This window comes from Planomicrobium sp. CPCC 101079, from assembly GCF_007859275.1.
In the GTDB taxonomy this organism is placed as follows: Bacteria; Bacillota; Bacilli; order Bacillales_A; family Planococcaceae; genus Planococcus.
This window is the reverse complement of record NZ_VOHC01000003.1, coordinates 42,733-67,438: the sequence shown is the minus strand read 5'-3', so window position 1 is coordinate 67,438 and position 24,706 is coordinate 42,733. Positions and strand designations below refer to the sequence as shown.

The 24,706-nt window shown below is 41.6% G+C and carries 20 protein-coding genes; 2 read left to right on the top strand and 18 right to left on the bottom strand.

What is annotated here, in order from left to right; translation table 11 throughout:
* Nucleotides 1-51: 51 nt before the first annotated feature.
* The 6 genes from ade to FQV28_RS01635 all read right to left on the bottom strand — a co-directional run bounded on the left by ade (nucleotide 52) and on the right by FQV28_RS01635 (nucleotide 6,809).
* Nucleotides 52-1,776, bottom strand: a complete 1,725-nt coding sequence (gene ade / locus FQV28_RS01660) for an adenine deaminase (RefSeq protein ID WP_146493868.1) — start codon at nucleotides 1,774-1,776, stop codon at nucleotides 52-54.
* Nucleotides 1,777-2,070: 294 nt separating this feature from the next.
* Complete coding sequence (locus FQV28_RS01655) at nucleotides 2,071-3,222, bottom strand: mannitol-1-phosphate 5-dehydrogenase (RefSeq protein WP_146493867.1); 1,152 nt, start codon at nucleotides 3,220-3,222, stop codon at nucleotides 2,071-2,073.
* The gene (locus FQV28_RS01650; protein WP_146493866.1) at nucleotides 3,223-3,660 is read right to left on the bottom strand and encodes a PTS mannitol transporter subunit IIA; all 438 of its coding nucleotides are present in this window, start codon (nucleotides 3,658-3,660) and stop codon (nucleotides 3,223-3,225) included. It lies immediately after the preceding gene.
* A gap of 107 nt (nucleotides 3,661-3,767) precedes the next feature.
* Nucleotides 3,768-5,252: a PTS mannitol transporter subunit IIBC gene (locus tag FQV28_RS01645; protein WP_146493895.1), complete on the bottom strand. Its 1,485-nt coding sequence runs from the start codon at nucleotides 5,250-5,252 to the stop codon at nucleotides 3,768-3,770.
* A 542-nt stretch (nucleotides 5,253-5,794) separates the two neighbouring features.
* Nucleotides 5,795-5,992, bottom strand: a complete 198-nt coding sequence (locus FQV28_RS01640) for a hypothetical protein (protein WP_146493865.1) — start codon at nucleotides 5,990-5,992, stop codon at nucleotides 5,795-5,797.
* A 220-nt stretch (nucleotides 5,993-6,212) separates the two neighbouring features.
* Nucleotides 6,213-6,809 (bottom strand): TetR/AcrR family transcriptional regulator, encoded by a 597-nt coding sequence (locus FQV28_RS01635; RefSeq protein ID WP_146493864.1) that lies wholly within the window; start codon nucleotides 6,807-6,809, stop codon nucleotides 6,213-6,215.
* A 383-nt stretch (nucleotides 6,810-7,192) separates the two neighbouring features.
* Here FQV28_RS01635 and FQV28_RS01630 point away from each other — a divergent pair, with 383 nt between their 5' ends.
* Nucleotides 7,193-8,203, top strand: coding sequence for an alpha/beta fold hydrolase (locus FQV28_RS01630; RefSeq protein WP_146493863.1), 1,011 nt, complete (start codon nucleotides 7,193-7,195; stop codon nucleotides 8,201-8,203).
* Between the two features lie 57 nt (nucleotides 8,204-8,260).
* Here FQV28_RS01630 and FQV28_RS01625 read toward each other — a convergent pair whose 3' ends face one another.
* The 5 genes from FQV28_RS01625 to FQV28_RS01605 all read right to left on the bottom strand — a co-directional run bounded on the left by FQV28_RS01625 (nucleotide 8,261) and on the right by FQV28_RS01605 (nucleotide 13,307).
* Complete coding sequence (locus tag FQV28_RS01625) at nucleotides 8,261-9,208, bottom strand: L-lactate dehydrogenase (protein ID WP_146493862.1); 948 nt, start codon at nucleotides 9,206-9,208, stop codon at nucleotides 8,261-8,263.
* A gap of 90 nt (nucleotides 9,209-9,298) precedes the next feature.
* Nucleotides 9,299-10,285 carry an aldo/keto reductase gene (locus FQV28_RS01620; protein WP_146493861.1) on the bottom strand — a complete coding sequence of 329 codons (987 nt, stop codon included), beginning with the start codon at nucleotides 10,283-10,285 and terminating at the stop codon, nucleotides 9,299-9,301.
* Nucleotides 10,286-10,929: 644 nt separating this feature from the next.
* Nucleotides 10,930-12,444 carry an FAD-dependent monooxygenase gene (locus FQV28_RS01615; protein WP_146493860.1) on the bottom strand — a complete coding sequence of 505 codons (1,515 nt, stop codon included), beginning with the start codon at nucleotides 12,442-12,444 and terminating at the stop codon, nucleotides 10,930-10,932.
* 329 nt (nucleotides 12,445-12,773) lie between these two features.
* On the bottom strand, nucleotides 12,774-13,061 hold the full coding sequence (locus FQV28_RS01610) for a hypothetical protein (RefSeq protein WP_146493859.1): 288 nt from the start codon (nucleotides 13,059-13,061) through the stop codon (nucleotides 12,774-12,776).
* Between the two features lie 12 nt (nucleotides 13,062-13,073).
* Nucleotides 13,074-13,307 carry an SMI1/KNR4 family protein gene (locus tag FQV28_RS01605; RefSeq protein WP_146493858.1) on the bottom strand — a complete coding sequence of 78 codons (234 nt, stop codon included), beginning with the start codon at nucleotides 13,305-13,307 and terminating at the stop codon, nucleotides 13,074-13,076.
* 1,126 nt (nucleotides 13,308-14,433) lie between these two features.
* On the opposite strand from FQV28_RS01605, the gene FQV28_RS01600 reads away from it, so the two are divergent.
* A complete protein-coding gene (locus FQV28_RS01600) occupies nucleotides 14,434-15,912 on the top strand; it encodes a UDP-N-acetylmuramoyl-L-alanyl-D-glutamate--2,6-diaminopimelate ligase (protein WP_146493857.1) in 1,479 nt (492 codons plus the stop codon).
* Nucleotides 15,913-16,726: 814 nt separating this feature from the next.
* On the opposite strand, the gene FQV28_RS01595 is transcribed toward FQV28_RS01600, so the two are convergent.
* From FQV28_RS01595 to FQV28_RS01565, 7 genes are all read right to left on the bottom strand, one after another.
* Nucleotides 16,727-17,155: a DUF4304 domain-containing protein gene (locus tag FQV28_RS01595; protein ID WP_146493856.1), complete on the bottom strand. Its 429-nt coding sequence runs from the start codon at nucleotides 17,153-17,155 to the stop codon at nucleotides 16,727-16,729.
* Between the two features lie 123 nt (nucleotides 17,156-17,278).
* A complete protein-coding gene (locus FQV28_RS01590; protein WP_146493855.1) occupies nucleotides 17,279-17,518 on the bottom strand; it encodes a hypothetical protein in 240 nt (79 codons plus the stop codon).
* 990 nt (nucleotides 17,519-18,508) lie between these two features.
* Nucleotides 18,509-19,876 (bottom strand): sodium/glutamate symporter, encoded by a 1,368-nt coding sequence (locus FQV28_RS01585; RefSeq protein ID WP_146493854.1) that lies wholly within the window; start codon nucleotides 19,874-19,876, stop codon nucleotides 18,509-18,511.
* A gap of 14 nt (nucleotides 19,877-19,890) precedes the next feature.
* Nucleotides 19,891-21,027, bottom strand: coding sequence for an N-methyl-L-tryptophan oxidase (solA, locus tag FQV28_RS01580; RefSeq protein WP_146493853.1), 1,137 nt, complete (start codon nucleotides 21,025-21,027; stop codon nucleotides 19,891-19,893).
* Between the two features lie 144 nt (nucleotides 21,028-21,171).
* Nucleotides 21,172-21,972 (bottom strand): SDR family NAD(P)-dependent oxidoreductase, encoded by an 801-nt coding sequence (locus FQV28_RS01575; RefSeq protein ID WP_146493852.1) that lies wholly within the window; start codon nucleotides 21,970-21,972, stop codon nucleotides 21,172-21,174.
* A 279-nt stretch (nucleotides 21,973-22,251) separates the two neighbouring features.
* Entirely contained in the window at nucleotides 22,252-23,427 is a 1,176-nt protein-coding gene (gene solA, locus FQV28_RS01570; RefSeq protein ID WP_146493851.1) for an N-methyl-L-tryptophan oxidase, read from the bottom strand.
* A gap of 13 nt (nucleotides 23,428-23,440) precedes the next feature.
* The gene (locus FQV28_RS01565; RefSeq protein WP_146493850.1) at nucleotides 23,441-24,706 is read right to left on the bottom strand and encodes a Zn-dependent hydrolase; all 1,266 of its coding nucleotides are present in this window, start codon (nucleotides 24,704-24,706) and stop codon (nucleotides 23,441-23,443) included.

Genomic DNA, 24,706 nt, shown 5'->3' with positions numbered 1-24,706 from the left:
TTGCAGCAAAGATTCCCGCTGCAAGGTAATTTGTTCCTGGTTTTTTAATGCCTATTTCGCAACAGGAACGGAGATATGCTGAAATTCTGCCATTTTGAATAAGCCGCAATCGGTAATCTTCAGGTGAGGGATGACCGGCAGCGATAAAAAAGATAATGTCAAAAATGCATTGAAATGAGTCGGGGCACCAAGCTGCATCAAGCTCGCATCAATGGTTTTAATCTGTTCATATACCCGTTGGAAATTTTCTTCAGACATTAGCCCAGCGACCGCCAGCGGCAACTCAGCCAATATATTTCCGCCGTCAACCACGACTAATCCCCCTTCCATGTTTTGAAGAGCTTTGACCGCTGTTAAAATATCTTCATCATTGGCACCTGCAGCAATAATGTTATGTGAATCGTGGGCAACGGTTGTTGCGATGGCCCCTCTTTTCAATCCAAGGCCTTTGACGATGCCTAAACCAATATTGCCTGTTGCCTTATGCCGTTCGATGACCGCAATTTTCAACAGATCTTTTTCTATGCTTGGAACAAAATGGCCATTTCTTGTTTCCACTTTTTCAATTAAATGCTCTGTCACTAAATTATTCGGATTAATGCCGATGACATTTGCTGTCGTGTTTTCCGCCATATGAATTTGGAGACTGTTTTTAGTATAGCCGGCAATATTCACTGTTTCCCTTACTTTCTTTACAGAAATCCTCTCACCGATAGGGCCGGCATATGCACCGCCTTGTCCGACCAACACTCCATTTTTGTATACTTCCGAAATAGCGAACTCTTCAAGATTATCAAGTAAAATCAGATCTGCGTCATAGCCAGGTGCAACCGCTCCTTTCATGTGCAAACCATAGCACTGCGCCGCATGGAGGCTAGCCATCGAGATTGCTGTGATTGGATTTAGCCCATGGCGTATCGCGGTTCGTACATTGTAATCGATGCTGCCCTCATCAATCAGGTCGTCTAAATGTTTATCGTCCGTGCAAAACAAGCAGCGATGTGCGTTTGCTTCGGTGACCGCTTCAAGCAGCGCCTCTAAATTCTTCGCCACCGAACCTTCCCGCAGCATAACATACATGCCGCGGCGCAGCCGTTCAATGACTTCTTCTTTGGTCACGCATTCGTGGTCTGTCGAAATGCCGGCTGTCCGGTAAACATTCAAATCGTTTTCCTTCAGACCTGCGGCGTGCCCATCCCGCTGAGCGCTAAGCAATAGTTTCTCGAGCATTTCGTTATCCGCCCGCAACACAGCCGGGAAATCCATGACTTCCGCAATCCCGAGCACCCTTTCATGCTTGATAAATTGCTGCAAATCTTTTGCGCTCAACACTGCGCCTGAATTTTCAAAAGCGGTTGCCGGCACACAGGATGGCAGCATAACGAAAATATCAAGCATCACTGACTCGGAATCGTTAAGCATAAAGTCGATTCCTGCTGCCCCCATAACATTTGCGATCTCATGGGGATCTGTAATGACCGAAGTTACGCCGTGCGGAAGAACAATTTGGGAAAACTGATGGGGCGTGACCATTGAAGATTCGATATGGACGTGGGCATCAATAAGACCCGGGGCAACAAAACGGCCGTTTGCGTCGATTTCGCGGATGCCGCTATAATTTCCGATGCCAACGACAACTCCGTCAGTGATCGCAATATCTCCGGAAGTCAGTTCTTTTGTAAATACATTGACAATGCGGCCGTTTCGGATCACCAGATCTGCTGGCTTTTGTTTTGTTGAGGCTAGAATGCGGGACGTTAATCGCTCTTTCTTCATGGCTTTCTCTCCTTTATTCCTTATTGCGTTTATTCCTTGGTTTTTCCTTGTTGTTTTGGTCACTTGATTAAGAAAGAAACGACCCGTACAACAAGGGTTTAATAGACTTATCTTAACGAAAAGAACCGCTGTTGGATAGCAGTCAACGAAGCTTTTTATAAATTAAAAGCTGAGGAAATCCGTCACATCCCTAAGAAATGCACTGTTGCATCATGTCGCATCCGTTATAGTATTGGAAAGTTGCTCAACAAATTAAAAAAGCGACCGGCACAAATTGTGCCGGTCGCTTTTTAATTAACGCTTCATTGCATCTACTTGCTTTATGACGGCCGCAATCAATGGATCTCCAGCGGTTAAACCAGAAACACTTTGCAAGGTTTCCTCGACGCCTTTCTCGGCAATTTGTTCCTGCAGCCGCCGCGCCTCGTCATCTTGGTCATTTTCATACAACAAGACACCCGCAATGACCGTCGCCAAATTGACGGGTTCTTCACCGGTCAACTGGATATATAGGCTGGCCGGCCGGATCAGGCGGTCGTTCTGTCCGAGTTTTCGGATTGGCCCCCGTGCTACGCGTGTTACATAATCAGAAACATAGGGATTGCGGAAGCGGCCAATGATTTTTTGGATATATTCAGCATGCTCTGCCCTGTCGAATTTATGCTGGCGGACAACCACTTCGCCGGTTTCCTTAAGAGCTCCTTGCAGGACCCTGTCGATTTCTTCATCTCCCATTGCTTCATTTATGGTGGAGTAATTCTTGTAATATCCCAGATATGCCGGAACTGTATGGCCTGTATTGACGGTGAATAACTTGCGCTCGATATACGGATTTAAATCATCGACATACGTAATTCCTTCCACATCCGGCTTTCCGCCTTTGACTGCTGTCTCTTCGACTACCCATTCATAGTAAGGCTCGACCGCCACCCCGAGGATATTCCCCGGCCGCTGATCAGGCACTATGCGGTCAACTGCAGCGTTGGGAAATCCAATCAATTGTTCTGCTGTTTGTTTTTCTTCTTCGTTCAGGTATTCGTATACGTGTTTTTTCAAGATGGAACTGCCATTAATCATGTTCTCGCACGCAATCACATTCACCGGATCTTTGCGCGTTTGCATACGCACTTTTAAGCCTTCGGCAAGAAGTTCTGCAATATGCGGCAATACATTCGGCCCGACTGCAGCGGTGATCAAATCCGCTTTGCTGAGTGCTTCCACTGCCTCGGCGGGATGGGTGCTGCTATTTATGCCGCTGACGTTTTTAACAGAAATGATTTCTTGTTCGGTACCTACCAGAGTTACTTCGTACTCATGCTGCTGGTTCAACTCTTGAATCACGGTATCGTTGACATCTAAAAAAATGGTTTGATATCCAGATTGGTATAGAAGGGCGCCGATAAATCCCCGGCCAATATTTCCCGCGCCGAAATGGACAGCCTGCATTTATTTCACCTCACTAAAAAGATCCATGATTTCTTCTTCTGAAGTTGCGTTAAGGATTTTTACAATATTTTCTTCTTCAGAACAGACGATTGCGATATTTGAAAGAATTTCTAAATGTTCATCGCCTTTTCCTGCGATGCCGATCAAGATTTTCGCAATATTGCCATCACCAAAGTCAACGCCTTCCGGTACTGTGACTACTGATATGCCGGTTTCAAAAACATTCTTTTTTGCATCTTCCGTGCCGTGGGGAATGGCCAAATAGTTGCCCATATACGTGGTAGCCATTTCTTCTCGGTCGTACATTTTATCGATATACCCTGCATCGACATAGCCCCCTTGGACAAGAATTTGCCCTGTGAAGCGGATGGCTTCCGCTTTATTTGGTATCGCCACATTCAATTTAATATTCTCTCTGCTAAGGACCGGTTTTGCCATTTCTATCACTCCTGTTCAAATTTTAATCTGATATGCCGCCATTTGTTCAGCGGACGCTCATAAAAGGACAATCAGTGGAGCTGACTATTCTCCACTGATTGAAATTTTTATTCGCCTTGTTCTTTTAAGCGCTGCGCCAATTTATCATATTCAGGGCTGTTCATGAAGTTTTCGACCGAAATATGTTCCGCTTGCGGAAGTTTCGCTTTTGCGCGATCTGTTAGATCCTTATGCGTAACAACAACATCCGCATCTGCCGGCAGTTGGTTGATCGCTGTATTCGACACCGGGATATCGATCTGCGCTTTTTTGAACTTGTTTCTGAGCAAAGATGCTCCCATCGCGCTCGATCCCATGCCTGCATCGCAAGCGAAAACGACTTTCTTGATATCATGTGCAGTTTTCACAGGAGCCGATTGGACAGCTTGCGTATTATCAGACGCCAAGTTTCTCGCACCGGCATCCCCTACAATCCCAGCAGCCGGCTGGGGCGTTAAATAACCGGTAGCATCGCTTTTCTTCCCTTTCATTTCCTGCATCCGGTTAGCCGCTGCAGACAAATCTTCTTCTTCCGCTTTGCTCGTTTTCAATACGACCGAAGCGATGGCAAAAGAAACAGCCGCTGCAATAAGCACACCTAATATAACACCGGGATAGTTTCCGGGAGGCGTTAAGGCCAGCAAAGCGAAAATGCTTCCGGGAGATGGCGTTGCGACTAGACCTGCATTAAACAAAGTAAAAGTGAAGACTCCGCTGATTCCGCCTGCGATGACCGCCAGAAGCAGCATCGGCTTCATCAAGACGTAAGGGAAGTAAATTTCATGGATGCCGCCCAAGAACTGGATAATGGCAGCTCCTGGAGCTGAACTTTTTGAAATGCCCTTTCCAAAAACTGAGAAAGCAAGCAATACACCAAGACCAGGCCCTGGATTACTTTCCAGCAGGAACAAAACGGATTTCCCAGCATCCGCTGCTTGTTCTACGCCTAAAGGACTTAAAATCCCATGGTTAATAGCATTGTTTAAAAATAAAATTTTAGCCGGTTCAATGATGATGCTTGCTAAAGGGAGCAAGCCCATATCCACTATCACTTCAACGCCGGAAGCTAAAGCATTCGTCAAACCGTTGACAAGAGGACCGACAAAATAAACCGAAATGCCGGCAAGAAACGCCCCTAGGATACCTGCGGAAAAGTTGTTGTAAAGCATTTCAAAGCCTGGCCGAATCCGGTGCTGAAATCCACCGTCAATCAATTTCATTGCAAAACCGGCGAGCGGCCCCATAATCATCGCACCCAGGAACATTGGAATTTCCGCTCCGACGATCACCCCCATCGTTGCGATGGCTCCGAGCACACCGCCCCGGAAGTCATACACCAAACGGCCACCGGTGAAACCGATCAGGAGCGGCAATAAATAAGTGATCATCGGACCGACAAGAGTTGCTAATTTTTCATTCGGAGTCCAGCCATCTGGGATAAAAAGAGCTGTAATTAGCCCCCAAGCGATAAAAGCTCCAATATTAGGCATAATCATACCGCTCAAATAGCTGCCAAAACGCTGGATTCGAGCGCGTGTCGTTGCTTCTGCCATGTTTTCCCCTCTTTTCTTTAAAATAATTGCAGCCAGCTTTTCAGTTGTAGATTTTCTCTCTAAAAAGACTGCTCGGAAATTGATCCCGCCTTCAGTAAGCCGATTTGCCAATTCCTCCTTTCAGTTAAGCGCTTTGTCTAAAGCTCCAGAAGCCCAGGAGATTTAATTGGTATCCATATCGCCTATTCTTCTTTCAGCTTTTTTCATTTTTAAAGATTCAAGATGCCACAACCTGCGTTTCAGAATTGTTTCCATCTTTAAACATGTGCATCTTCGGCAATTCACCTGCTAACAATCTTGAAATATTTTCTTGAACCAATAGTATCACACAGATAGGTTGATGTGTTCATAGTTATCTGAATTATCAATTATTAAATATTAAACCGTAAAAAGAGGTGCAGCACTTCTGCAACGCTAGTCCGATACAAATGAAAAGTGAAAAGAAGCCGCATATTCTATAAAAAAACAACAGTTAAAGCCGCCAATTCTAAAAAAGAAGTGGCGGCTTTTACCGGATCTTACTATATGAGTATTGAATCATTTTAATAGCTCAACGCCTTTTCATACATCCACATTTTAAGGTTGCCGATTGACGGAAATGAAATTTCTTCGCCTGTGGACTTGTTCTCAGCTTTCACAATCACGTCGAATTCATCTGGAATGAAAGACCAGCCTTCACTCATCAATGTACGCGCCATTTTCACAATCATGCTTGAACCTTTAATCGTTTCCATGTTCATTGGACTCCACCCCTCTCACTCTATGATAGTAAATACTTTGATATATCCGTGGCATTTTAGTAAGATTAATGCTCAATTCCTCATTTAAACCGTTTTCAAACCCAAGTTCTTTCATTTTTTTGTTTACATAATAAATATATTAACGTTTATTTATTAATGAATAAATATACACTTTCAACGTATAGAAAGGAATCCGCCAGTTCATTAGTTGAAACGGCAGCTATTTTACCTCTTCCTTGCATATTGCATTCAAGTGATATTGAATGATTTCTGCGATTCTGGTTGCTGTTAAAACATTCGGCCTTAAAAGGCTTTCGAACGCCAATCCTTCCATAACTGCGTAGAGCCGTTCAGTTTCATTAGCAATATCCAGTTCTTTTTTCAATAAGTTCAGCAGCAACAAATTAGACATCACCTTTTTCACAGCTAAAAAAACGCCGTCTTCTCCCCTTCCAATAGTCTCTTTTTCAGAAAGCGCATTAGATTTAAAAATTAATCTTACTCGTGTTTCATTTTCCATTTCTCCTGTTGGCGGCAAAAGTTCTAATAGCACCAGGAATATTTTTTCTTTCGGCGGTTGGTCCCCGTTAAAAATATTATCGACTTTTTGTGATATCCTCTCCGAAATCAACTCCTTTGAAAAATTCATCAACTCATTCTGCGTATGAAAAAAATAGCGCAATGACCCTAAAGATATGCCTGCCTCCTTTGCTATATTTCGTACTGATGCGCCGGCTACACCTTGTTCTAATAAAATTCTCCAAGTGGCTTCAGCAATTAAAACTTTTCGGGTATCGTGATCAATTTGCTTTGGCATGATTCCATTCTATCACAATAATAAGAATTTTCGTAATTTTTAATACAGCTGTATCATTTACTTTTCCGGCTAATATTTATTTTGATACAAGTGTACTGCTAAAAGCTTGATAATTTTTTACTTTTGTGGATAACAAGGAAAACTGTGGGCTACTCGGCTCCAGCAGTAACAGACCTGTCAAAAAAGGAATACAGCTTGCTAATAAATGAGGAAAAAAGAGCGGTAGAAGTCTTAGAGGCAGTTGCCCTCGACTCCCCTCCCCTTTTTCATGTGTTATATGCAACCCGTGGAAAAAGTTCCGGCTACAATCAGCTTGGCACAGGAATTTTTCTCCTGATGGCGAACACTAATCATACCAAGACGGTTACGGGAGTGGATAGCCGATGTATAGGAATCCGTATGAAAATCTATCCGAACCAATCCGCATAGCAGAAATTGCAAAGGCAGGATTTAATGAAAAGCGCTTTTGGACAGGGAGAATTCAGTTGAATTTTGTAGAGGGCCCGGACAACGGACCGGCGCTGGTATTGATTCCTGCCCAGATGGGTATCTGGGAAAGCTATCAAAAAGTGATGGTTCCCCTCTCTAAAAAGTTTCATGTGTTTGTCGTTGAAATACGTGGCCATGGGAAATCAAGCTGGACGCCAGGCGACTATTCATGGAAAAGCATCGGCGCTGATATGGAATCTTTCTTAAAAGGAGTGGTCGGGAAACGGGCCATACTAACCGGGAATTCTTCCGGTGGCATCATCGCTCTTTGGTGTGGAGCACACGTCCCCGAGTATGTAGCAGGTATTGTGCTGGAGGATGCCCCAATCTTTTCGGCCGAAATGCCGCGGTTTAAAGATTGGGACCGCTTTGTCTATAACGGGCTGCACCACTTGGTTGAAAAAATAGGCGATCCTCTGAATCGGGATATTGCCGATTATTTTCGGGGGCTGGAGATGCCAGTTTCTGATACGAGGACCAAAAAAGTTCCGGAATTCTTTATCCGCTATCTCTCGAAAAAGACGGAAAAATTTGAAGCCGAGCACCCCGGCCGTCCGGTTGACGTCGGTTTTCCTGAGACGCTGCGTTTATTGTTAAAGTCGCTGTCAATGTTCGATCCGGATTTTTCCCGCGCTTTTCTGGATGGACGTTTCTATGAAGGCATGGATCACGAAGAATCCCTGCGGAGCGTGAAGTGCCCTATGCTTGTGCTGCATGCCAATTGGCGGCGCTTTCTCCAATACGGGCTCGTCGGGGCGATGGACGATGATGATGCCAAACGGCTTTTGAACATAGTGCCTCATGCAGTTTATAAGAAGATTCCCGCCAATCATGTGATTCATATGTTTAAGCCGAAAGAATTTGTCAAAGCGATTACTGCATTCAGCGAAGAAGCCGGTTTATAACGGCCAACAGCCTTTATCCATTTTCGGATAAAGGCTGTTGGGTTTTCTTTTTTAGCGTTAAAGCACAGAAGACATTGCCTCTTTCAACAACGTGACTGAATGGTCAAATTGCTCTTTTTCCTTCGAATTAAGTTCGATTTCCCTCACTTCCCGGATTCCTGATCGGTTGATGATAGCCGGTGCACCGATAAATACGTCGTTATGGCCATACTCTCCATCTAAATACACGGATACTGGCAGGACACTATTTTCGTTTCTCAATATAGCATTGGTTATGCGGACAAGCGACATGCCGATTCCGTAATAAGTGGCTCCTTTTCGTTCGATGACATGGTATGCAGCGTCCCGGACATTTATGAATATTTCATCCAGGTCTTGTTGGCTGTAGTTGCTGTTTTTGGCCAGCAGTGAATTGATGCTGTCGAGTCCGATGCTCGTCCGGCTCCAGACCGGCAATTCCGTATCGCCATGCTCCCCGATAATAGCTGCATGGACATTTCGTGAATCCACATGGAAATATTGTCCTAATAAATAGCGGAAGCGTGCCGAGTCAAGCGTCGTTCCGGAACCAATGACACGTTCTTTTGGCAGCCCGGATTCCTTCCAGGTCACATACGTTAAAATATCGACCGGATTTGTCGCAATCAGAAATATTCCATCAAAGCCGCTGTCCATCACTTGCTTGATGATGTCTTTGAAAATCTTCGCGTTTTTCGCTAATAAATCCAAGCGTGTCTCACCCGGTTTTTGCGCTACTCCCGCCGTAATGACGACCAATTCGGCTTTTCCGCAATCCGCATACGTTCCGCTCCATACATTGACCGGCGACGGAGCAAACGGAATGCCGTGGCTTAAATCCATCGCTTCGCCTTCCGCCCTTTTTTCATTGACATCGATCAAGACTAGCTCTTCTGCAATACCTTGGTTAATAAATGAATAGGCATAGCTGCAGCCAACTGCTCCTGTACCCACTAACACAACCCGGTTAACATTTTGTCTTTTCATCCATCAATCACTCCTTTATGCGAGATACATAATTCCCTAAAAAAGAAAAGCATCGCCATAGACGATGCTTTTAAATTCTTCGGGGAATTTTTATAAATTTACGCCTCTCATACCTGCTTCCGGGTAACGGGTTCCGGCAGCTGCTCCTTTTGGCGCTATTTCCTGGATACGGTCCAAATCCTCCTGGGATATCTCTACTTCAAGAGCCCCCATATTTTCTTCAAGGTATTTGATCCGTTTTGTTCCAGGAATCGGAACGATGTCTTCTCCTTGCGCGAGCAGCCAAGCTAGCGCAAGCTGAGCTGGCTGGCAATTTTTTTCGCTAGCTAGCTCTTCGACTTTCTGGACCAAATCCAAATTCTTCTGGAAATTCTCACCTTGGAACCGAGGAGAAAAGCGGCGGTAATCGTCTTCCTCCAGGTCATCAAACGACTTTATCTGTCCGGTTAAAAACCCTCTGCCGAGCGGGCTATAAGGGACAAAGCCAATTCCAAGTTCACGGACAGCTGGAAAAATTTCCTCTTCCACGTCACGGCTCCAAAGCGAGTATTCGGTTTGAAGCGCCGAAATCGGATGAATTGCAACCGCTTTTCGAATCGTTTCTGCTCCGGCTTCCGACAGACCCAGAAAACGGACTTTTCCTTCCTTCACCAAATCTCCCATGGCACCGACCGTTTCTTCAATCGGCACTTTCGGATCGACACGGTGCTGGTAATACAAGTCGATATGGTCAACTCCCAATCGCCGAAGGCTGGCGTCACAGGCTTTTTTGACATAATCAGGATGGCCGTTGATGCCGAGAAATGTCCCGTCATCAGCACGGACATTTCCGAATTTAGTCGCTATGATGACACCGTTGCGCCGATCTTTGACGGCTTGTCCCACCAATTCTTCATTCGCTCCGACCCCGTACATATCTGCGGTATCTAAAAACGTAATGCCATGGTCAAGTGCATAGTGGATCGTTTTGATCGATTCACCGTCGTCCCTGCCGCCATAAAAATCGGACATCCCCATGCAGCCAAGTCCGATTGCAGATACTTCAAGGCCTTGGGTACCAAGTTTTCTTTTTTGCATCAGTCATCACACTCTTTCCTTAGAATTTCTGCGTTGCCGTAAAGGCTCCGAGGCAACACCAGCTGCCGCTTCCATTTCATGCACATGGTTAAATTCACTGATTTTACTAGGTATTTTACTGGTTCCAGGAAAATGAACAGCTTGCCAGCACTCCTTCAAAACCCTTTCTCTTCAATCAATCCTACGTATAAACGGTAGATTTTCTGCTTTCAAAAATACATTCCTTACTATACCCCTTTTCATTTTGTTGAATCCGGAAGCACTAAAAACCTTCCTGCTTTTTCTAAAGCTTTCGCCAAGAGATAACTTGTGCCTTAAGCTTAATGTGCATCGAACATAAAAAAACAGCAACCTTGATGAAAGGCAGCTGGATTTGTGTTTTTACTTTGTTTTTGAAACTCTGGAAATCCGTAACTGGCAGAGCAAAGATAAAAAAGCCAGCAAAAGTAATAAGGAAGAAAAACTTAAAAAATCAAGGGAATCACCAGACAATAAGTGTTGATCAAAGTCGTTCGGCGATAAAATAAAACCGATCAAATAAGCTGCGTTAACTTTTCTAGTAATGAGATTTTCTTGAAGTTTTTCGGATGATGCAGCTATAACTTGCTCCTCCTTTCAAAGTTTTTAAAAATAGAATTTTAGGGTTATGAATTGATCGAATAAATTTTGAATTCATCCAGATATTTTTGTGCTTTCACCAGTTCCCGGTTCGTAATCGCCAAAGCGATGTGGCCATCTGGCCTAATTAACATGATGGAATTTTCCTTAATGCCAACTGCATCCATCTCTTTTTTCCACTTGAATACATACAAAGGGATTGCTGAAGATTCTGCAATTGCACGAAGTTCAGGGAGGTCCTGACCATAAATATGGAACTGCCAGTCCATGGATTTCAAAGGTTCATGATTATCACTATTTTCAGTGGTTACCCATGGCAAGCGGTCACCGCCGTGTATTTGGCCTATTTGCCCTTCACTTAATATACTATCTCTGTATTTTATATCGGTTTGCGAAACTTTTTTATACAATTTTTTTCTCAGTCGCGGAAAAGCAATCAGCCTTGGCAGCGCATAGGGAATAACAGCATTTTTAAAAAGTCTAGTTTCCACCCCTTTGCCAACAACTGAATTGAATGCACGGTCGGTGGTTGATATCAACATTTTGGCAAACGCCATCCGTTCTGTTTCATACGTATCCAGTATTTTTTCATCCGCCTTCTCCAGCATGACAGCCGCAAGTTTCCAGCCAAGATTCACTGCATCGCCAATTCCGGTGTTCATTCCCTGGCCGCCGGCTGGACTGTGGATATGTCCGGCATCACCGGCGAGGAAGATTCTTCCCTTTCTGAAATGGTCACTTATCCGATGATGGACTTTATACGGTGAATACCAATTTACTTGCTCAATTTTTATGCCTACATTTTTCTCTATAAAAGGGATAACGGGGGCAAGTTCTGAAGGAATGCCGTCTTTTACTACTTCTTCCGGAAAAATACCGATTAATCTCACATTCCCGTTCGGGAGTGGAATTGTAAGGCAAAATCCTTCTCTAAACATGTTTCCACTTATTCCGGGAGATGGGATTGAACTTTTCACATCAGCCACATAGAATATTTGCGCATATGTCCCTCCTTCGAATTGAAAGCCCAGATTTTTTCTCACGCTACTGTGCGCGCCATCGCAACCGCAAAGAAACACGAAATTGTTTTCTTCTGTGATTCCTTCTTTTTCGATGACCACTTGAACATGATGATCACTTTCTTTAAAGGACATTAATTGAGTATTCCACTCTACTTCGACTCCTCTTTCCTTTAGTACGCGCACCAAAATCTCTTCATGGATGTCTTGGGGCAAACTCAAAATATAGGGGAAACGGCTAAGATTTTCTCCTATATCCCCGATATGCATTTTTGCCTTTAAGTTTCCGTCCATAAAAATCTGTACATCCTCGACTTTATTCCCCTGTTCAATTATCATCTCTGCAAAACCCATTTGACGGTAATGCTCCAATATTCGTCCATGCACGATCATTGCTCTCGACGCAGTTCCCGGCCCGCTATTTTTTTCAATAATTCGAAACGGAATTTTCTGCTTGTGAAGCGCCAGCGCTAATGCCAGCCCGGTTGGACCAGCTCCAACGATCAATACTTCAGCTTTCATGCCATCTCCTCCATTACTTGATGAATATTTATCCTATAGAGAATTCTGTTTTAAGTTGTCTGCTATAGTTGCTCAAATGAGAGGTTGGACGCTTGAAGCTATTCAAAGTAAGATTTCGGATTTATATTTGTTGCTGGAGTTGCTGTAAAATACCAACAGCATACCGATTCCAGATTGATTATCTTTTCTTATTTATATACCCATCTCTTTGCTGATGATTCTTTAAGTTACACTTTTACAAACCTAAAGGCAGAGCAGATGCTAACATTAAGCATCTGCTCTGCCTTCGTTATTACATAGCTATTGATTACTGGACACCTATGAATAGTTTATTCATCGCCCTCCAAGTAATAGCGGCCAGCCGCGCTGTAAATCGGCCATTCATAGAATGTAGCACCTTGAGCCGCCACATAACGATTTAAAAACAGATGGAAGTTCAGGGTCAAAGCTGGTGGCCCTTCATTGTTATCGATTCGGTAAAGGTAATTGGGGTCTTTATTCTCAATCGCTTCCAGACTGATGGCCAAGTATTGGTCATCAGCACTGCGTATTGGCAAAAAAACAGGGTACACTTCCATGTAAAACAGATTCTCAATCAGTTCCTTGATAGAAAACACATGCAATCCGCCTCAGCCATTGCCACCTAAATCCGTAATAAGCTGGTAAATATGCACCCCGTTGTATTCCAGCAGAAAAGACCGATAGTCCTTTGGCAACTGATGCCCAATCTGACTTTCAAAATCAGCAATGGCCGCTTCCTCCATAGGGGGATTAGCAGTACTGGTACTCCTGGTAATTACCCAGTCGTCTAGGATTAACAGTCGTTCGTTGTTGCTGTCCACCACTTTTAGAACTGCCTCCATAATCTCTTTGATGCCATGTCATCACTCCATTTTCCCACCAGTCGTTCCTAAGTGATTTTTTGATCATTATATTCTTTGAAATCTTCACACCACATTTATATTAGCATTTATTTCCACCGTTATAGAGTACATGTATTTAAAGACTTTCTACTTCTTTACAATTTTCTCCCTCTAAAATTATAAGCTTAGTTGTAATTTCGCTTTTTTGCTTTTTTGACTACTCTATCATTCAAAATAGTCCATTGACTTTCTATTAAATGCAAATGGAGTATGTTTGATCCCCATATATAACTTTTAATATCCATAATTCCCATCTCCTATTGTATTCTTTGGAAAGTCTGATAGTGATTATTAGCATTTCAAATACTTCCATTCTTACCAAATACAATTCCTTCTTGATCTCTTTTTTGCTTTCATAATTTTGGATTAACATCGTATTTTGTATAAGTAGTGCTAGTAAGAGGTGATTGTCCATTTATTCCAGTGTTTTCATATACACTTCCCCTTTAACAACCATGTGGTGGGGATCCCCTATGCGTTTGGACAAATTCTATGACATCTCTGGCTTTCTGTGGAATAGGTATTTTCTTACTAACCCCTTGTCTAGGCGTTCTAAGAAGAGTAAAAGAATAAACCCTATATTTTCCTGCACCATCAAAAATCTTATGTGGGTTAATTCTATTTTCTTCTAAATAACTTTTTTATTTAAATGCTTTAAAATGATGAATCAACTGTTCGTAAAAGTACAGTTTTCAGACGGAAATAGAAAGAAGGTGTGCTAGTTCGGCCTCGTCTCTCTTTGACTAAGTAATGAAAAAGAAGAAAACTCAACCTGATCCTGCCGTGCCGATTGGTCATCGGTTCTTCACGGAAAGTAAGAGCTTGTGTAGGCACAGTAAGCAGAAAAGAATGGCTATTTGATCATGAAAAAAATGAAGAAATCACTTGAAGGGATGTAATATGATGGATGGTCCGTAGAGTATGTAAAAGGCGATCAGTTGTACTATTGAAAAATCGACTTGTCTTTATTGAGGACTTTGCGCTTTATAAAGCTTTTTTTGTGGTATAGATTATTACAGAATTTCAATCTAAATAAGTACCTTTAAGAGCTAGGGAGGGAAGGCTAATGAATACTACTGAATTGCTGGATTTGCTAAAAATAAAAACGATCATCGGAGCCGTTCCTCTTGCTATTACCGGAATACAAATGGACTCGCGGAAAGTAAAGAACGGTAATTGTTTTATCTGCATCCAAGGCAGCATGATGGACGGGCATGAGTTTGCGGAAGAAGCGATTCGCCGCGGAGCGTCTTTGGTTATTGCCGAAAGAAAGGAAACGGTTTCCGAATCCGCTTGTTTTGTGCTGGTGAAAGACTCGGTAAAAGTGATGGGCCGCTTTGTCCAGCATTTTTACGGTTATCCTTCTACTAAGCTGACTACCTTTGGGGTGACCGGTACGAACGGCAAAACGACGGTCTCCCATATGATTTACAGTTTGCTGGAGGCGGCTGGCCGCAAATCTGCTGCTTTAGGAACTCTTGGTTTCCAGATGGACAGCATCAATGTGCCAACACAAAATACGACTAGTGACATCATCTCGAGCACAGAAATGATGCAGCACGCCATCGATTACGGCTGTGAAGCTATGGTTTTTGAAACTTCTTCACATGGTATCACCAGCGGGCGGATGTGGGGCTTAACTATGGACATTGCGATTTTTACGAACTTGACCCGCGATCATTTAGATTTCCATAAGACCATGGAGCATTATGGCTACGCGAAAGGTTTGCTTTTCGCCCAACTCGGCCAAGATGTGTCGAAAAGTAAATATGCAGTGCTCAATTCTGACGATCCGTGGTCCGAGGCGTTTTCCAAGATGACGCCCTTTGAAACGATTACCTACGGTTTATCGGAGCAGTCGGACTTTTGGGCGGAACAGATCAACTATAAAGAGAATGGCACTGGATTTCTGTTGCATAGCCCCGAAGGCGTTCATGCGGTTTCTACTTCTTTTATAGGAGAATTCAATGTGTATAACACACTTGCGGCGATTGCCGCTCTTTATGCGTATGGGCTCGGCATCAGTAAGATGCTTTCATGCATTTCCCGTATTGCTCCTGTAGCTGGCCGGATGGAAAAACTTGCTCATCCGGAAGGTCCTGTGGTGTACATTGATTATTCGCACACGCCCGATGCCATCGAAAAAGCAATCAGCAGCTTATTGCCTTTCAGGAAGGGGCGGCTGATTGTTTTAATCGGGAGCGGCAATTTCCGTGACCGGGGCAAACGCCCGATAATGGCGGAAAAAGCATCAGTGGCGGATTACGTCGTTATTACGACCAACAACCCAGGTAAAGAACCGCCAGCAAGCATCCTTCATGATTTTGAAAAAGGAATGCAGCATGGCAGGTATATCTGCATCGAAGACCGAGCAGAAGCTGTACGCCATGCCATCCGTCAAGCAGAAGAAGGCGACATCATCCTGTTGACGGACAAGGGACATGAAGATACAATGCTCATCGGCAGTCGCTATTATCCCTATAGTGATAAAGAAGTTGTCCTCGAACAATTGAACGTCCAGGAAAGAGCCGATGGAAGAACTTGAACGCGAATAGGATTTCTTGTATTTTGATTTTTGTTTACTTAATGGAAAATATTCTTTGTTTTTACTATGACCTTTTTGGTCATTCTAGTACCCATCTATTTACTCGAAAAAGAATTCAGCACGGAGAGACATTTTTAGTCATGATATCGTTATGTTTCATTTCTGTAATTGTCTTTTTCTTTCAGTCTTTAACCCAAGTCTCGAATGATCCAGTCTGCCTTTATTGAGGGTGGGATTGTTGTTCGGGTTAGGACTAATGTATATGTCGAAAGAAAAGCTTAATTCTTTTCTTTATAAAATCTGAAAAAGAAAATTTTTACAAGTTTCTCTTCATCCTTTGAACTATTAAAATCTACTTGGCCTAATTAAGGTGTAAATTGGATTTGATGACGCTCAATAATTTTTTCGCTTCCTGCGAATTTCTAGAGTGCATCTCAAGAAAAGCTTCAGCGGTATGGTAGTCTGCTGAGTAACCTTTATTTTGTAAGAACAATTATAGTGTCTTTAAATAATTTATCGGGCTACCTACCACTTAGTCGTTATAAGCAGATATCGCTAATGATTTGGTCGGGGCATCTATCTTATCCACTTTATTAATCATACGTTAATCTCTTTATGTACTAGCAACTTTCTATAGAATTTGATATGTAAACCTACTTCGTTTTATAACTCTTACTTTGAAGCCGTTGAGAATAACCTTTTGTATGTATCTTTTTTTCTAGTGAAATCAGTTTTTCTTGGTTTTCATGAAAAGCCTTTGGAATTAGGCATATGAATGTAACTTACTTAACAATAAGTTACATTCAGAATCGGGTTAAATAGTGTCGTTATTTTTGCACCAATCCGGATAAGACACCCACCACTCTTCTGCTTCAGTTAAGGCTTCCTCAATTTGAAGTGCCACCTGATCAGTATTATCCCTATTGAACTCAAACATGCCGTTAACGCTCTTCCCGATTCGTCTCCTATTCAAAGGTAAACCACCACCCGTTACAAGATAAACCTTCATTTTGTTGAGGGGATAAAATTCACCCAAAATATTGGTATATCCTTCTGGAGGGCATTTGGAAATCTCAACGTATAAAACACCGCCCCACATACTGAATTGAAACATCAACAAATCAGCACGTTCTTCTGTTTTTCGATAAAAATGGGGAAATGACCCTTTGAATCCTTTTTCTCTTAATATAGGAATGACTGTTTGTTTTAGCGAATTCATCATGGTATCTTTTTCTAAAGACAATAAGATGCACCTCCAATTTAAGTGAGACTATTTTTCGCAAAAAACCTTGTCGTAAACGTAACTTAATTTAGAATAAGTTACATTCACATTTAACAAAAAATCTCGAAAAATGGTTCCTAAAAGTTAATAACTCTGAGAGTAGATCTTGCCGGTATCCGTATCCAAGACAAAATCAACTTCTATATCCTCTGAATACGGAATTTGATTAAAGTTATGAAGCCGGCAAAACATATTGGCAAAGTCACGAGTTTCAAAAGTTAATTGGTCTGCTTGTCGATACATCTGCCTCAATTGCTGCTCGGAACATTTTTTACCGGTCAATAAGGCTTGGTTGAAGTAACCGTCAATTTCAATAATCATCATGATCACGGCTGGTTGCTAACCAGCTATATAGCTTAAATTTTCAATACTTTACTTTTTCCAATGTTACTAGAATTAAGATAAATCAAGTACTTCGAATGTAACTTAATAGCAATTAAGTTACATTCGAAATTTTTGAAAAATATTCTTTATTTTTGGTTATACTAAAAACAGTTATTGTCTTTTTTTAAAAAGATAATTGTCTTAAGCTAGTCCAACTTAAGGCTTCATAACTAGTAATTTTTGAGATAACTACTATTTTCGTGACAAGGAAGGATCACTAGGATGGAGAAAATAGAAAATTCCCGATGGAAAATGAGTATGGCTGGCTTTACTGCGTTTGTTTTAGCTACTATTTTCTACTTAATAACGGGGCCAAATATACCGGCAATACTTGGTTTTTTAACATCCGCAATAGTATTGTTCATTCTAAATGCTGGTTATATTTTTTACACAGACAAAAAATCAAGGAACAAAAAAAATCAGATATAGATTCATCATTCGACGTTTGTTTTATCTTACTTCGAATGTAACTTAATTCACAATAAGTTACATTTAAAACTGATAAAAATCCAACTACGCTTAAAAAACACTGGAATACTCTTTAATTTAGTTGTGTAAGTAAAAACCTATTTAATCACACCATACTTTTGCCACCACATGCCAATTACAATAGCTAGTGGCATCAAACTTAGAATATACTCCCCTCTATACCAACTTGTCCAACAAAGACAGTGAACAGGTCTTATCATGGATGGAAGCAAATCGCTTAACGAAATCGAACAAAGTAAATAAATACAAGTAAAAGGCAGATAGCTTTGTTATATGCTATCTGCCTTTATTATTTAATATAAAACAATAATTAAAGTAGATAGTGAACGGACTTGAAGAAATTTAAGACCTTTATCACTATACTCTTTTCGCTTAATATAGAACATACTTCAAACAAACATATAGTACATGTTATGTCCTGCTAATCCTATCAGAAAAAATTTATGGAATTTTCACGTTTGTTTTAGTAACGGTTAATGGAACACGCTTAAAAGTGAACCAACCGTTCATTTTAGCTATTATGAATATGGCAAGTCCAAAAGTAAGCGTAATGCCGACGAACAGCCAAGACTGAGAATTGACGATTAATAGCGGTGCAAAGGTGACGATTAAAATTTCTACTGGTGCAATTGGAATATAAGCCATTCCAAAATCATCCAAGGTATTACTCTCTAATTCCGGGTCTACAATCCGTAATAGAGCAATACCCATAGCGACGGTTCCTGTTGTCCATCCCCATGTGAAAATCCCTTTTTCAAACCAATGTTGGTCGAAGAACCGGCGAGAAAGGACATAAAAGAATGTCCAAGCAAAGAACAAGCCAAAGGCAAATAAAATGGAGAGTGGAACAATATATTCAAGAACAACAGGTAAACTGATTGAAGCAATTCCGAATGCCACCAATAGGTCCGTGGCGCTTCCACTTATGCGGTTGATAACGTCCTTGCTGACATAATGATCCGCTTTACTTGCAGACAAAACTTTCTTGAAGGCAAGTCCTACTAAAAAAGCAACAGAAAAAGCAGGTATTGCCAAATTCGGCAGCAAAGAAGCGATCCAACTGCTGATATAGTAACCAGTCATAGCTACTACAGCAATAATAGAACCATGAAAAATATAAGGATCAATGGAAATTGAAGAAACAGTATCTGTCTGTATATTTTTCCGTAAATGTTTAGGTACTAACCCGGTTTGCAATTCTTTAGGCAAGTCATCGAAGTTCCCGATAAAATTTGTATGACCTTTTGATGCTCCGCGTTTAATAAATACTAGTCCGATTAAAATGGCACTAAGAATGCCGACTGTCGCAGATGTCATTGCCAAAGAGGTTGCATCTTCCCATCCTTGTTGAGCAAAAGTAGCGCCAATAGCCGCTGCAGTACCGTGCCCTCCGACAAATCCAGCAGCTAAAATCAAGCCGAATCCGTTATGAAGGTCTCCCCAGATAGAGTTAAGGACTAATAAGCTGAATAACAGACCACCGCCCCACATTAAAACCATGGCTGCCTGAGAATATGCCCACATCCCACCCACACGTTTCGAAATTTCCTTCCAATTGATTTTAGGAGAGACAAGCGGTAATGCTCCAAAAACGACAGCAATCAGCACTCCTGGATATGTACCTATTTGATCCGAAAAAGGAATTAAATTGAATCCACTCGGTCCGAATGCAAGCCCAATTATACCGGCTATAATGCTCGCTGGCAAAAACAGCCGTTGGATTAGTGAGACTTTCGCGCGGATAATTGTACCTAACAGCAACAGTCCTGCAATCAATCCTAAATCAGTGAAAAAACCCCATGCAGTCATTCACAACACTCTCCTTATATAGTTTTAATACTTTGTATATAGCGTTCCGGATTCAACGTTTCAATCTGAAAATCTGACTGTTTTTCTATAATTAAATTAGCAGCAAGTTCTCCGAAAGCCGGAGCCATTTTGAAACCATGACCTGAAAACCCACTTAACGTATAAGTATTTAGCATATCAGGTACTTTGCCTACAATCGACTGATTATCCGGAGTAAAAGCATCCATATAAACATCTGCCCTCACAGGATCAGCTCGGACACCCAGGAAATATTTCTGCACGATTGCACTGCTATCCGCTAATTCTTCATGACTTATAGGGGCTAATTGATCAGGAGACGCAACTTCAGAGCCTGGTTTACTTGTACCTATTTTAATCATAGATCCTTCAAGTGTAGGAGCTCCAAAAAAACGGTACCCTTCTGTTCTCCGGGTGAAGACCGGGAAATTCTTTGGGCCATACAGCTCTATATCTTTAGCTGGAAACCATGTTAAAAAGATTCTTTTCACTGGTAAATAGGGATGAAAAGCCGGAAGAAAATTTTTCGCCCACGGGCCAGCAGTGATAAGTAATTTTCTTACTTTATAAGTTTGCCCCTTTGCTGTCACAACAACATGATCGTTCTTAGGCTCTATCTTTTCAACAGTCGTATACCGCAAAATCTCTGCACCCAGATCTTCTGCTCGCGTCGCCGCAGTGACTACTGCTAATTCTGGTCGAATGTATCCTGCTTCTTTATCCAAAACCATAATTTCGTCCTGAGATAGCCGATGCTGTGGATATCTCTTGCTGGCTGTAACATAGTCTAGAATTTCATGTTCTATCGAAAAATCGGTTACTGCCTTCAAGGAATTTTTCACCGTTTCCTCTTCTGGTTGCCCAATCGTCAATCCTCCATTAAGGTGTAACAAATGGCTGTTTGTCTCTTTTTCCAGTTGACGCCATAACTCTTGTGATCTCTTTAAAATCGGTACATATTCAGGTCCCTCTTTATACGCCGTACGGAACAGCCTCGACTCTCCTCCAGCAGCCGAACGGTCATGACCTATACCGAACTGCTCAAAACCAATTACGGATTTGCCCTTGCTCGACAGCTGCCATGCTGCCATGCTGCCCATTGTCCCTATTCCTATAATGCCGACATCCCACATAGGTTCCTCACCTCACTCAAGATTAATATTGCTAATAATTATGTAGCTTCTGATGCTTAGTGTTGGTTTAGCTGATTGAGTGTATCATATGCAAGTTCTCTGTTTCTGCGACATATCTTGCCTAGGCTGCTCTATGTTACTTATTCATCGCATCACACTCCCACCTGATATTTTCAAAGATTCACCTACAATATTCTTGGCTGCATCAGTCAAAAGAAACGCAATAGAATTCGCTACCTCATCCGGTTTCGTCAAACGTCCTGATGGAATACTCCTTTCAGCATTCGCGTATGCTTCCTTATAGGTATTCCCGGAGTTTTCAGCGTTTTTTATAATCAGCATTTTTGCCATATCGGTTTCTACATAGCCTGGACAAACAGCATTAACTCTTATATTATGCGCAATAGCTTCGACTGCCATGCATTGGCTCCACCCTACAACTGCGAATTTGCTGGCTGCATAGGCGCTATTGCCATAGGTCCCTCTTAATCCTGACAGAGAAGCGACGTTTACAATATCTCCTTCTTGTTGTTTGATCATGTCCGAATAGATGGACTGTGTCAGAAAAAAAGTGGATTTAAAATTTACATTCATCATATTTTCGATAAATTGCTCATCCAGTTCTTCCATAACTTCAGTGCCTGCAATTCCAGAGGAATTCACCAAACCATTAATGAAGCCTAACTTCTCTTTCGCACCGCTAATCAATTCTTTTCGGCTCTCTTCATTTGTAAGATCAGCCTCTTTTGTAAAAACCTTATCTTCTTCTGTCAGTAAAAAAAGTTCAGTTTCCAGCTCATTAAGCTTTTCCCTATTTCTTCCCGTGATTGTTACTTTAGCTCCCATCTTGACTAACAGCTTTGCTGTTTCATAACCGATTCCACCAGTAGCTCCTGTAATCAACACATGTTTATGATTTAATGCTTCAGCCGAAAAGATACTCATGGGTTCCTCCTTCGGTTTAATCTGCTTATTTAACAAGTAGAGTTTTTAAAAGAATAATATTTGGCACTCTCATTAAGATTACAAATTAATAGTTTGAAAAATCTGACAATAATGATTACAAAAAGAAGATAAAGTAATTTTCGTTTTGCATTTATTTCGTTGGATTTGACGGAGAACCCTTATTAACACATTCTTGTTCATGTCCCAGTATGCGTATCATGCAACTGGCGCTAAACTAAATCGGAAAGCAACTGAAGTATTTTGTAAAAGCTAGTTTCTTTAGTTCAATTTATATAGGTGCTCATTAGTGGACGATTCCTTAGAGAAACGATTCAACTGTAAAAAAGAGATATCCAGATCCGTTTTACCTTCAATCGCTAAGTCAGTCAATATTTTTCCAATAACACTGGCGAATTTGAATCCGTGTCCAGAAAATCCACCTGCAATAACAACATTGGAGTGCTGAGGGTGGAAGTCGATGATAAAATCATGATCTGGCGTCATAGAGAATAAGCAAACTTTCCCCTCATTTAATTGACCGTTTGCTTGAGGTAAAAATCGACTTAAAAATGAACGCAGATCAACTTCTTCATCCGAAGTTGCAAAAAAGTCGCGATTCACTTCATCTGGGTCAACCACTTCACCTAGATCCATTCGTCCAACTTTCAAACCTCGGCCGTCATAGTCTGGAAAACCATAATAATGGCCGACATTATGTGTATCAAAAACGAAACAAGGGAACTGGCTATCGTAAAAATTGTCCTCTGACGTTTCGAACCACCCGAATGTTTTACGAAGAGGTTCTATATCCAAGTCTAGTTCAGGGAGTAATTTAGGAATCCAGGCACCTGCTGTAACAACAGCTTTGCGAGCTACTAAAGTAGTATCCGCTGTTACAATTTTCACTTCTGCCTCTGATGTTTGAATATCTTCAACTCGCTGATTTTCAAGAATTGTTACACCTAATTTTATACATTCTTCTTTATAAGTTTGGACGCATTCTTCGCTATAGAGAAAACCAGAATGCGGATCATAGCAGGCTATGTAATCGTCGGGAACCAAAATGCCTGGCCATCTGGCCATCAAGCTTTTAGCGTCTAACTTTTCGTGAGTTAAATTATATTTAAGAGAACTTTCGATAGTTTCCTTGACGAAATCGGAGCCAGGATGCCCAACGGAAATTGCGCCTGTTTGATTGAATAATGTTTTACCTGTTTCTTGTTCAAGTTCTTTCCATAAAGTTAGGGCTTCTTTTACTAGAGGTACGTAAATTCCGCCGTTTCCATACCCAAGACGCAAAATTCGTGTTTCTCCATGATGACTGCCAAAATTATTAGGAATAGAATATTGGTCGATAACTAATACTTTTTGCTGCGCTTTAGCTAAATAGTACGCTGTTGCAATACCCATCGTTCCGCCTCCGATTATTGCAACATCATAAGTAATATCTTCCATTGCACTTCCCCCCCTAATCTAGTGTTGTATCCAGTTTGAATATTGCCTGCAATAAAACATTCGCTGCTTTTTCAATATCTTCCATTCTGCTATATTCTTCTGGGCAATGACTTTTCCCATCAATACTTGGAACAAATAACATACCAGCCTTTGTAATAGAAGCAAGATGTGTTGCATCATGACCAGCCATGCTCCCTAAGAGAAGGTAGTTTTCTTCAGGTGGAACAGCATTTTCAAATGCCTGGATGATTGTCTCATCCATTTTCGTTGGTGCTTGATCCAAAATGATATTTCTAGCAATTTCAAGTGGCTGTCGGCTCGTTAGTTCCTCAAAAACTTTTTCGACTTTTTGGATAGTATGTTTAATTTTTTCGGTCGTGTCTCCTCGAACTTCCATCAATAGTTTCACTTCATTCGGGATGATACTTGGAGCCCCAGGTGAAATAGAGAACTGACCAATTGTCCCTACCACTTCATCAGAAGGATCCTTACGAACAATTTCTTCGAAAGCTACAACAAATTTTGATGCAGCTACAAGCGCATCGTTTCTCTCTGTCATTAATGTAGTTCCTGCATGATTCGCTTCACCTTTAAAAGTGATTTCTTCTCTATAAATTCCGGTTATAGCTGTGACAACACCAATGGGAATCGATTGATTTAGCAGACGTTTGCCTTGTTCGATATGGACTTCTAAATAGGCTGTTAAATCATTGGGATTCTTTCTCGCAGTTTCAATTTCCTCAATAGAACCTCCTGCTAATGCCAATGCAGTTTCAAGTGAAAGACCATCTTTTGTCTGAACATCTGCAATATCTGATTTTTTGAGTTTACCTGTAACAACTCGACTTCCAAAAGTAGAAAGGTTAAATGGATTAGGCTCTTCGGCGGTAAATGAAACCACCCCGATAGGATGTTGCATTTCAATTCGGTTTTCAAGTATGGTCGTTAAAATTTCTAAGCCAATTAAAACTCCTAACGCACCATCATATTTACCGCCATTAGGTACAGTATCTAGATGTGAACCTATTATTATAGGATTTTTGTTACTAGAATTAGATGAGATGGCCCAGATATTTGCTGCAGCGTCTACGTCAAGCCACAGATTTAATGATTTCAGTTGATTAATAAACCACTGTCTTGCTTCTAAATCATAGGAGGAAAAAGTGATGCGATCTAAGCCAATGGATTCATTCAATCCAATTTTGCCCAATTCCTCGATGTTAGTTTGCAACCGAGCTCCATTGATGGTTAAGGAAGTATTTGTAGAGATATTCTTCAT

What these genes read in the sequence shown, in the direction of transcription:
- ade (WP_146493868.1), bottom strand. Translation starts at nt 1,776, where the DNA reads ATGAAGAAAGAGCGATTAACGTCCCGCATTCTAGCCTCAACAAAACAA.
- FQV28_RS01655 (WP_146493867.1), bottom strand. Translation starts at nt 3,222, where the DNA reads ATGCAGGCTGTCCATTTCGGCGCGGGAAATATTGGCCGGGGATTTATC.
- FQV28_RS01650 (WP_146493866.1), bottom strand. Translation starts at nt 3,660, where the DNA reads ATGGCAAAACCGGTCCTTAGCAGAGAGAATATTAAATTGAATGTGGCG.
- FQV28_RS01645 (WP_146493895.1), bottom strand. Translation starts at nt 5,252, where the DNA reads ATGGCAGAAGCAACGACACGCGCTCGAATCCAGCGTTTTGGCAGCTAT.
- FQV28_RS01640 (WP_146493865.1), bottom strand. Translation starts at nt 5,992, where the DNA reads ATGAACATGGAAACGATTAAAGGTTCAAGCATGATTGTGAAAATGGCG.
- FQV28_RS01635 (WP_146493864.1), bottom strand. Translation starts at nt 6,809, where the DNA reads ATGCCAAAGCAAATTGATCACGATACCCGAAAAGTTTTAATTGCTGAA.
- FQV28_RS01630 (WP_146493863.1), top strand. Translation starts at nt 7,193, where the DNA reads ATGTATAGGAATCCGTATGAAAATCTATCCGAACCAATCCGCATAGCA.
- FQV28_RS01625 (WP_146493862.1), bottom strand. Translation starts at nt 9,208, where the DNA reads ATGAAAAGACAAAATGTTAACCGGGTTGTGTTAGTGGGTACAGGAGCA.
- FQV28_RS01620 (WP_146493861.1), bottom strand. Translation starts at nt 10,285, where the DNA reads ATGCAAAAAAGAAAACTTGGTACCCAAGGCCTTGAAGTATCTGCAATC.
- FQV28_RS01615 (WP_146493860.1), bottom strand. Translation starts at nt 12,444, where the DNA reads ATGAAAGCTGAAGTATTGATCGTTGGAGCTGGTCCAACCGGGCTGGCA.
- FQV28_RS01605 (WP_146493858.1), bottom strand. Translation starts at nt 13,307, where the DNA reads ATGGAGGCAGTTCTAAAAGTGGTGGACAGCAACAACGAACGACTGTTA.
- FQV28_RS01600 (WP_146493857.1), top strand. Translation starts at nt 14,434, where the DNA reads ATGAATACTACTGAATTGCTGGATTTGCTAAAAATAAAAACGATCATC.
- FQV28_RS01590 (WP_146493855.1), bottom strand. Translation starts at nt 17,518, where the DNA reads ATGATGATTATTGAAATTGACGGTTACTTCAACCAAGCCTTATTGACC.
- FQV28_RS01585 (WP_146493854.1), bottom strand. Translation starts at nt 19,876, where the DNA reads ATGACTGCATGGGGTTTTTTCACTGATTTAGGATTGATTGCAGGACTG.
- solA (WP_146493853.1), bottom strand. Translation starts at nt 21,027, where the DNA reads ATGTGGGATGTCGGCATTATAGGAATAGGGACAATGGGCAGCATGGCA.
- FQV28_RS01575 (WP_146493852.1), bottom strand. Translation starts at nt 21,972, where the DNA reads ATGAGTATCTTTTCGGCTGAAGCATTAAATCATAAACATGTGTTGATT.
- solA (WP_146493851.1), bottom strand. Translation starts at nt 23,427, where the DNA reads ATGGAAGATATTACTTATGATGTTGCAATAATCGGAGGCGGAACGATG.
- FQV28_RS01565 (WP_146493850.1), bottom strand. Translation starts at nt 24,706, where the DNA reads ATGAAGAATATCTCTACAAATACTTCCTTAACCATCAATGGAGCTCGG.